The 7,390-nt window shown below is 50.7% G+C and carries 5 protein-coding genes and 1 riboswitch; of the genes, 4 read left to right on the forward strand and 1 reads right to left on the reverse strand.

Features of this window, described 5'->3' with window-relative positions; translation table 11 throughout:
• Positions 1–30: 30 nt before the first annotated feature.
• Together ETV65_RS22855 and ETV65_RS22860 are read left to right on the forward strand one after the other, a co-directional pair.
• Positions 31–1,617, forward strand: a complete 1,587-nt coding sequence (locus ETV65_RS22855; protein ID WP_129955340.1) for an MFS transporter — start codon at positions 31–33, stop codon at positions 1,615–1,617.
• A 24-nt stretch (positions 1,618–1,641) separates the two neighbouring features.
• The gene (locus tag ETV65_RS22860; protein ID WP_129955342.1) at positions 1,642–2,781 is read left to right on the forward strand and encodes a glycoside hydrolase family 88 protein; all 1,140 of its coding nucleotides are present in this window, start codon (positions 1,642–1,644) and stop codon (positions 2,779–2,781) included.
• A gap of 65 nt (positions 2,782–2,846) precedes the next feature.
• On the opposite strand, the gene trmA is transcribed toward ETV65_RS22860, so the two are convergent.
• Positions 2,847–3,947, reverse strand: a complete 1,101-nt coding sequence (gene trmA, locus ETV65_RS22865; protein WP_129955343.1) for a tRNA (uridine(54)-C5)-methyltransferase TrmA — start codon at positions 3,945–3,947, stop codon at positions 2,847–2,849.
• A gap of 141 nt (positions 3,948–4,088) precedes the next feature.
• Positions 4,089–4,362: riboswitch (cobalamin riboswitch) on the forward strand.
• Between the two features lie 70 nt (positions 4,363–4,432).
• Here trmA and btuB point away from each other — a divergent pair.
• Positions 4,433–6,310: a TonB-dependent vitamin B12 receptor BtuB gene (gene btuB / locus ETV65_RS22870; protein WP_129955345.1), complete on the forward strand. Its 1,878-nt coding sequence runs from the start codon at positions 4,433–4,435 to the stop codon at positions 6,308–6,310.
• Positions 6,255–7,136, forward strand: a complete 882-nt coding sequence (gene murI, locus ETV65_RS22875; RefSeq protein WP_129955347.1) for a glutamate racemase — start codon at positions 6,255–6,257, stop codon at positions 7,134–7,136. Before btuB ends, murI begins: the two co-directional genes overlap by 56 nt.
• Positions 7,137–7,390 lie beyond the last annotated feature (254 nt).

The raw sequence follows: 7,390 nt of genomic DNA on the forward strand, positions 1-7,390 counted from the left end.
TATAGGTGATTTAACAGAGGCAACACGGCAATGAAAACACGTAAAATCGGATTCTTTAATTACATCGCCTACGGGTCAGGCGATTTTCTGGGGGCGGGGACGACAGCCCTGACCGCAGCGTGGCTGCTCTATTTTTACACCACGTTCTGCGGGCTCTCGCCCATCGAAGCGACATTTATTTTTGCCACCGCACGCGTCGCTGATGCTGTGCTGAGTCCGCTGATGGGGTATCTCACCGATAACTTCGGCAATACCTGGCTCGGTAAGCGATTTGGTCGCCGCAAATTCTTCATCCTGTTAGGCATTCCCTGCGTGTTCAGCTACAGCTTCATGTGGGTGGGCGATATGGGATATGCCTATTATCTGCTGACCTATCTGCTGTTTGATATTGTTTACACGATGATTCTGGTGCCGTATGAAACATTGGTGCCGGAAATGACCGATGATTTCAAACAGAAAACTAAATTCTCCGGCGCCCGTATTGCTTTGGCACAGTTGTCAGCGATTCTGGCGGCCTTCCTGCCGGGTATTCTGTTGCAGCATTTTGGTAAAGATAACGCCATCTCCTTCTTCTATTCGAGCCTGGTCTTTGCCGTAATCTGCGCATTCGTTCTGACGCTGGTGTATTTCTTTACCTGGGAAAGACCGGAAGAGCTCAAATCTGAAGCCACGAAGAAAATTGAGCGCGAACGTCAGCAACTGACCCTGGCGCAAAGCCTGAAACGCCTGAAAGTCGAATTATCCTCGACGCTGCGCATCAAAATTTTCCGTCAGCATCTGGGGTTATATCTGGGCGGGTATATCGCGCAGGACGTGTTTAACGCCGTGTTCACCTATTACGTGGTGTTCGTGCTGATGCAAAGTGCTGCCACGGCCTCCAACCTTATGGGCATGATGGCCATCCTGCAATTTGTGGCGGTGATCGGCATGATCCCACTGTGTATCCGCTTTGGCCCTGCACCTTCTTATCGTCTGGCTGTTTCTCTGTTCGGGCTGGCCGCTATCTCTTACGGCTTACTCTATTACGCAGGCATGAATGACTCGATGTCATTATTGTTGTTAATTTCCGCGCTGGCCGGTCTGGGCCGTGGGGGGATCAACTACGTGCCGTGGAACATTTACACCTATATCGCTGACGTTGATGAAACTATCACCGGCCAGCGCCGCGAAGGGATTTTCGCCGGCGTGATGACACTGACCCGTAAGGCGTCACAGGCCGGTGCGGTGATGCTGGTGGGTATTATCTTACAACTGGCCGGGTTTGTTTCCGGACAAAGCCAGCAAGTTCCGGCAGTCGGTCATACTATCCTTGGCGTGTTGGTGGTGGGTTCCCTGCTGATGCTCAGTATCGGTTTCACCATCTCTCTGTTCTTCCGTCTTAACCAGAAAACACACGGCGTGCTGACCCGCGAAACGCAGAAAATGCGTGATGCTAACCGTATCGTGCCGGAGCAAATTACGCCGGAAGACCGCGCTACGGTCGAAATGCTGACGGGGATGAAATATGAATCGCTGTGGGGTAATAACAACATCGGTTATCTGCATCGCAATAACCCGCCCCCTGAAAAGCTTACCCGTGAAAATACTGCCGAAATGCCGGTCCAGGGACGTTTATAAATTTTGAGTTCACAGGAGAACACCATGAAAGTTTTTGAAGTTAAACACAGTGCTTTGCTGCGACAGCCGGAACATTTCATTTCTCGCGGGGAACTGAAATCGCTGATCCACAACGTGACCAACAATCTGGTGAATATCGAAGATAAAACCGGTGAGTTCCTGCTGCGGTTGGACGATGGCCGCGTGATTGATACCAAAGGCTGGGCGGGCTGGGAATGGACGCACGGCATCGGGCTTTATGGAATTTATCAGTATTATCAACAGACCGGCGACGAAAAAATGCGTGCGGTGATAGATGACTGGTTTACTGCGCGTCTGGCGGAAGGTACACCGACCAAGAACGTTAATACCATGAGCCCGTTTCTGACGCTGGCGTATCGCTACGAGGAAACCGGCAATGCGGCATGGCGTCCTTATCTGGAGCGCTGGGCTGAATGGGTAATGTACGAAATGCCGCGCACAGACAAAGGTGCGATGCAGCACATTGTTTATAACAACGAAAATCATCAGCAAATGTGGGACGACACGCTGATGATGAGCGTGCTGCCGCTGGCGAAAATCGGTACATTGCTGGGTCGCCCGGAGTTTGTCGAAGAAGCGACGTATCAGTTCCTGATGCACGTGCAATATCTCATGGATCGCGAGACTGGTCTGTGGTTCCACGGCTGGACATTTGACGGCCATCATAACTTTGCTCAGGCCCGCTGGGCGCGCGGTAACAGCTGGCTGACGATTGCTATCCCGGAATTTCTTGAACTGGTGGATTTGCCGGAAAACAACGCCACCCGCCGCTATTTATTGCAGGTGCTGGAAAGTCAGGTCAGTGCGCTGGCAAAATGTCAGGACGATAGCGGTTTGTGGCATACGCTGCTTGATGACCCGCAGTCTTATCTTGAAAGCTCAGCGACTGCCGGTTTCGCCTACGGCATTCTGAAAGCCGTGCGTAAACGCTATATTGACGCGTCATATGCGCCGGTAGCGGAAAAAGCCATTCAGGGCGTAATTAAGCACATCAATCCCGCAGGGGAACTGACGCAAACGTCATTCGGTACGGCGATGGGTAACGATCTCGATTTTTACCGTGAAATCGCGCTGACCTCAATGCCTTACGGGCAGGCGATGGCTATCCTGTGTCTGTCAGAATATATGCGTGTTTATTTATAATATTGTGGATAACGGAATGATATAAAAACGGGCACTCAGAAGGTGCCCGTTTTTTGTATTCGCCGTCAGAATTTTTCCAGCAGCACACCCGATTCCATATGGTGGGTGTACGGGAACTGATCAAACAACGCCAGACGCGTGATGCGGTGCGTTTTGCTCAGCGTTTCCAGATTTGCACACAGTGTTTCCGGATTGCAGGAGATATAAAGAATACGTTCGTAGCCCGCGACCATTTTCACGGTTTCGTCATCCAGTCCGCTGCGTGGCGGATCGACAAAAATCGTGTTGCATTCATATCCGCTTAAATCCACCTCCTGCAGACGACGGAATTCGCGCACCCCATTGAGCGCCTGGGTAAAATCTTCAGCCGCCATGCGGATAATTTGCACATTATCAATCTGGTTAGCTGCAATGTTGAATTGTGCCGCAGCCACGGAAGGCTTGGCGATTTCTGTTGCCAGCACCCGGCGGAAGTTACGCGCCAGAGCCAGCGAGAAGTTGCCGTTACCGCAGTAAAGCTCAAGCAAATCGCCGGTCGAGTTTTCCGTGGCCTTCAGCGCCCATTCCAGCATCTGAATATTCATCTCAGCGTTTGGCTGGGTGAAACTGTTTTCCACCTGACGATAAATCATATCGCGGCCAGCCACCGGAAGGACCTCGTCGACATAATCCTGGTCGAGCATGATTTTGGTTTTGGCGGCACGGCCAATCAGATGGATATCAAATCCCTCGGCGCGCAGGTGGTCGCGCAGAGTACTGGCAGCCTGCTGCCATTCGTCATCAAGCTTACGGTGGTAAAGCAGCGAGGCGATGATTTTGCCGCTGCGGGTCGATAAATAGTCGATCTGAAAAATCTTGCGGCGCAATGCCGGATCCTGCCTGATGGCCGCGATAAGCACTGGCATCAGACGGTTAATCAATTCGCTGGCGATCGGGAACTGATCCACACGCACGCGGGCTTTGGTCTGCGGATCGAACATGATGTGGTACAAATCGCCTTCATCATGCCAGACGCGAAACTCGGCGCGCATACGGTAATGGCTGACAGGAGAACGGAAAACGTCAGGCTGCGGCGCATTAAAAGGCGACATCATCGCCGTGAGACGTGCGGTCTTTTCCGCCAGCTGGTCGTCGTAGTGTTCAATGGGCAGGTTTTCAGGCGTCATCGGTTATCTCGTCTAACAGGAAGTAAATGGGCAAACTTTGCGGGGGATTGTAGGGAAAGTCTCCCCTATGTCTACCTTTGTTGTATTTATATCAGGAAAGTTCATCCGACATTACGGATGTCTGGATTTCCAAATGGGTTGATCGTAGGATTGCGTTTCGGCCTCATTGACTGAGTTAAAAGGGAATCCGGTGTGAATCCGGAACTGGCGCGCAGCGGTATGGGGAAATCACGGCGATAGCATTCTTTATTATGCAGACACTGTTTCTTTTTTCTCTTTCCCTTTTTATATAAAGGCAAGAGAGAAGAGGAAATGGGAAGTCATCGCCCGGTGCGGATATTTTAATTGATTACGATGTAATTAATTAGCCTGCAAATCCTAAGTCCGAAGACCTGCCGATGTTACGTCGCATTAATCATCGTCGTCGCGAAATACCGTCGGTGATCCTCTGCGGCATCCGCCAATTAAGTTTGGATGCTCGATTTATGACAATTAAAAAGCATGTGCTGCTGACGGCATTATCCGTCACGGCTTTTTCAGGGTGGGCGCAGGACAACACTTCCACAAACAGCAGCGATGACATGATCGTTACTGCCAACCGTTTTCCACAACCTGTTTCTTCTGTATTAGCGCCGACGGATATCGTCACGCGTGAAGATATTGACAGATGGCAGTCCAAATCCGTAGCTGATGTATTGCGTCGTTTACCAGGCGTGGATATTGCTCAGAACGGCGGAATGGGCCAGCAGACTTCATTATTCGTTCGCGGAACGAATGCCAGTCACACATTAGTGCTGATGGATGGCGTGCGTCTTAACCAGGCGGGTATTTCCGGCGCGGTGGATATCAGTCAGATCCCTATTTCTCTTGTTCAGCGTATTGAGTTTATTCGTGGCCCACGCTCCGCAGTTTATGGTTCCGATGCCATTGGTGGCGTGGTTAACATCATTACCACGCGCGATAAATTAGGCACGACTTTGACAGCCGGTATCGGCTCAAATGGCTATCAGACTTATGATGGCTCAACGCAGCAGAAACTCGGTGAGAATACGGTTCTGACGCTGGCGGGGAACTATACCTATACAAAAGGGACCGATGTGGTGGCGAATCTGCCGGATACTTACGGTGATCCGCGTCAGCCCGATCGTGATGGCTTCATGAGTAAGACACTCTGGGCAGGTCTTGAGCATCAGTTCAATGATCAGTTCAGCGGTTTTGCCCGCGCATACGGTTTTGATAACCGCACGGCCTATGACGGAACATACAGTTACGCAGACCCGGCACACAGTGATGCGTTGCCTGACACGCGCCAGTTATACAGCCGGACTTACGATACCGGGTTGCGCTTCCAGCAAGGGATCTATTCGACGCAAATCAGCGGAAGCTACAGCAATACTAAAGACTATAATTATGACCCGAAATACGGTCCGTATTCCGCTTCTGCAACGCTGGACGATTCGGATCAATACAACCTGCAATGGGGGAATACTTTCCAGGTAGGGCAGGGGACCCTCAGCGCTGGCGCTGACTGGCAGAAACTCAGCACTCAGCCAGGCACCAACTATATTACCGATGGCTATACCCAACGAAACACAGGTGTATACGCGACAGCTCAGCAAAAAGTGAGCGATTTCACTTTTGAAGGCGCAGTGCGTAATGACGATAACTCACAGTTTGGTTCACATGGTACCTGGCAAAGTAGTGCTGCCTGGGAGTTTATTGACGGCTATCGTTTGATTGCTTCATACGGGACAGCCTTTAAAGCGCCTAATCTGGGGCAGCTATATGGCAGTTTTGGCGGTAATGCCGATCTTAAGCCTGAAGAAAGTAAAGAATGGGAAGGTGGGCTGGAAGGCCTGACCGGGCCATTAAACTGGCGTTTGTCCGCTTATCGTAATGACATCGATCAGATGATCAGTTACGACAATCAGCAATCCGGTTATTACAATGTCGATAAGGCAACAATCAAGGGGGTTGAATGGACCGGATCTTTCGATACTGGCCCGTTGAGGCATCAGGTCACACTGGAATATTTAGATCCCCGCAATGCTGAAACCAACGAGATTTTATTACGCCGCGCTAAACAGCAGGCGAAATATCAGCTCGACTGGACAGTCGCTGATTTTGACTGGTCGCTCAATTATCAGTATTTGGGTGAACGATACGATAAGAATTACAACACCAATGAAAATGTACGTCTGGGAGGCGTGAGTCTTTGGGATCTTGCGGTGTCATATCCGGTAACGTCACATCTCACGGTTCGTGGTAGAATTGCCAACCTCTTTGATAAAGATTACGAGACGGTTTATGGCTACGAAACACCAGGACGTGAGTACAACCTTACTGGAAGCTATACCTTCTGATACAACCCAAGTGCCTGATCGCCCGACAGTGCTGGTTTTCGATTCCGGCGTCGGCGGGTTGTCGGTTTATGATGAGGTCCGGCAAATGTTGCCGGACCTGCACTATATATATGCCTTCGATAATGTGGCGTTCCCCTACGGGGAGAAATCCGAAGCGTTTATCGTTGAGCGTGTGGTTGAAATTGTCAGCGCTGTCGCAAAACGTCATCCCCTCTCTGTTATTGTCATCGCCTGTAATACCGCGAGTACCGTTTCCCTTCCTGCATTACGCGCTAAATTCAGTTGCCCTGTTGTCGGGGTTGTCCCCGCCATCAAACCTGCGGCTAAATTAACCCGTAATGGCGTGGTCGGATTGCTGGCGACTCGTGCGACAGTTCAGCGTCCTTATACTCATGACCTGGTTGCTCGCTTTGCGACGGATTGTCAGATTCTGATGCTGGGTTCTGCGGAACTGGTGGAACTGGCAGAAGCGAAGCTGCATGGCGAAGAGGTTTCGTTAGTCGCAATAAAGAAAATTCTGCATCCGTGGCTGCGTTTACGTGAACCGCCCGACACGGTGGTGTTAGGTTGCACCCATTTCCCGTTGCTTTCGCAGGAGCTGTCACAGGTTTTGCCCGATGGCACGCGTATGATCGACTCGGGTTCTGCGATTGCGAGGCGCGCACATTGGCTAATTGAGACTTCTCATGTGCCGGTCCCGGTAAAAAAAGCCGATGTGGAAATAGAGTGTGTCGCTTATTGCATGGCGATGACTGCAGAAGCGCAAAGTTTGCTGCCTGTTTTACAAGCATATGGCTTCAGAAGTATCCAGGAATTGCCGCTTTAAACGGCATTTGATGAAAGATTCAGCGGTCAGTAAATTATTTGTATTTTAGGGGTTGCGGGCTTCTGAGAACTCCCTATAATGCGCCTCCACTGACCGGGAACAACGACTGACAAGTCGCCTGGCCAGGAAGAGAAAAAGAAGAATGTTCGAATGAATAATCTCTTGACTCTTCAGCGGGAAAACGTAATATACGCCTCCCGCGCCGCATAAGATTCCTTGCGAACCGCGGCATGCTCTTTAACAATTTATCAGAC

The sequence above is a fragment of the Rahnella sp. RFA10(1/100) genome, assembly GCF_004195115.1.
GTDB classification, from domain to species: Bacteria; Pseudomonadota; Gammaproteobacteria; order Enterobacterales; family Enterobacteriaceae; genus Rahnella; species Rahnella perminowiae.

Excerpts from the sequence above, each read along its gene's own strand:
- trmA (WP_129955343.1), bottom strand. The coding sequence starts at position 3,947 with ATGACGCCTGAAAACCTGCCCATTGAACACTACGACGACCAGCTGGCG.
- ETV65_RS22860 (WP_129955342.1), top strand. The coding sequence starts at position 1,642 with ATGAAAGTTTTTGAAGTTAAACACAGTGCTTTGCTGCGACAGCCGGAA.
- murI (WP_129955347.1), top strand. The coding sequence starts at position 6,255 with ATGGCTACGAAACACCAGGACGTGAGTACAACCTTACTGGAAGCTATA.
- ETV65_RS22855 (WP_129955340.1), top strand. The coding sequence starts at position 31 with ATGAAAACACGTAAAATCGGATTCTTTAATTACATCGCCTACGGGTCA.
- btuB (WP_129955345.1), top strand. The coding sequence starts at position 4,433 with ATGACAATTAAAAAGCATGTGCTGCTGACGGCATTATCCGTCACGGCT.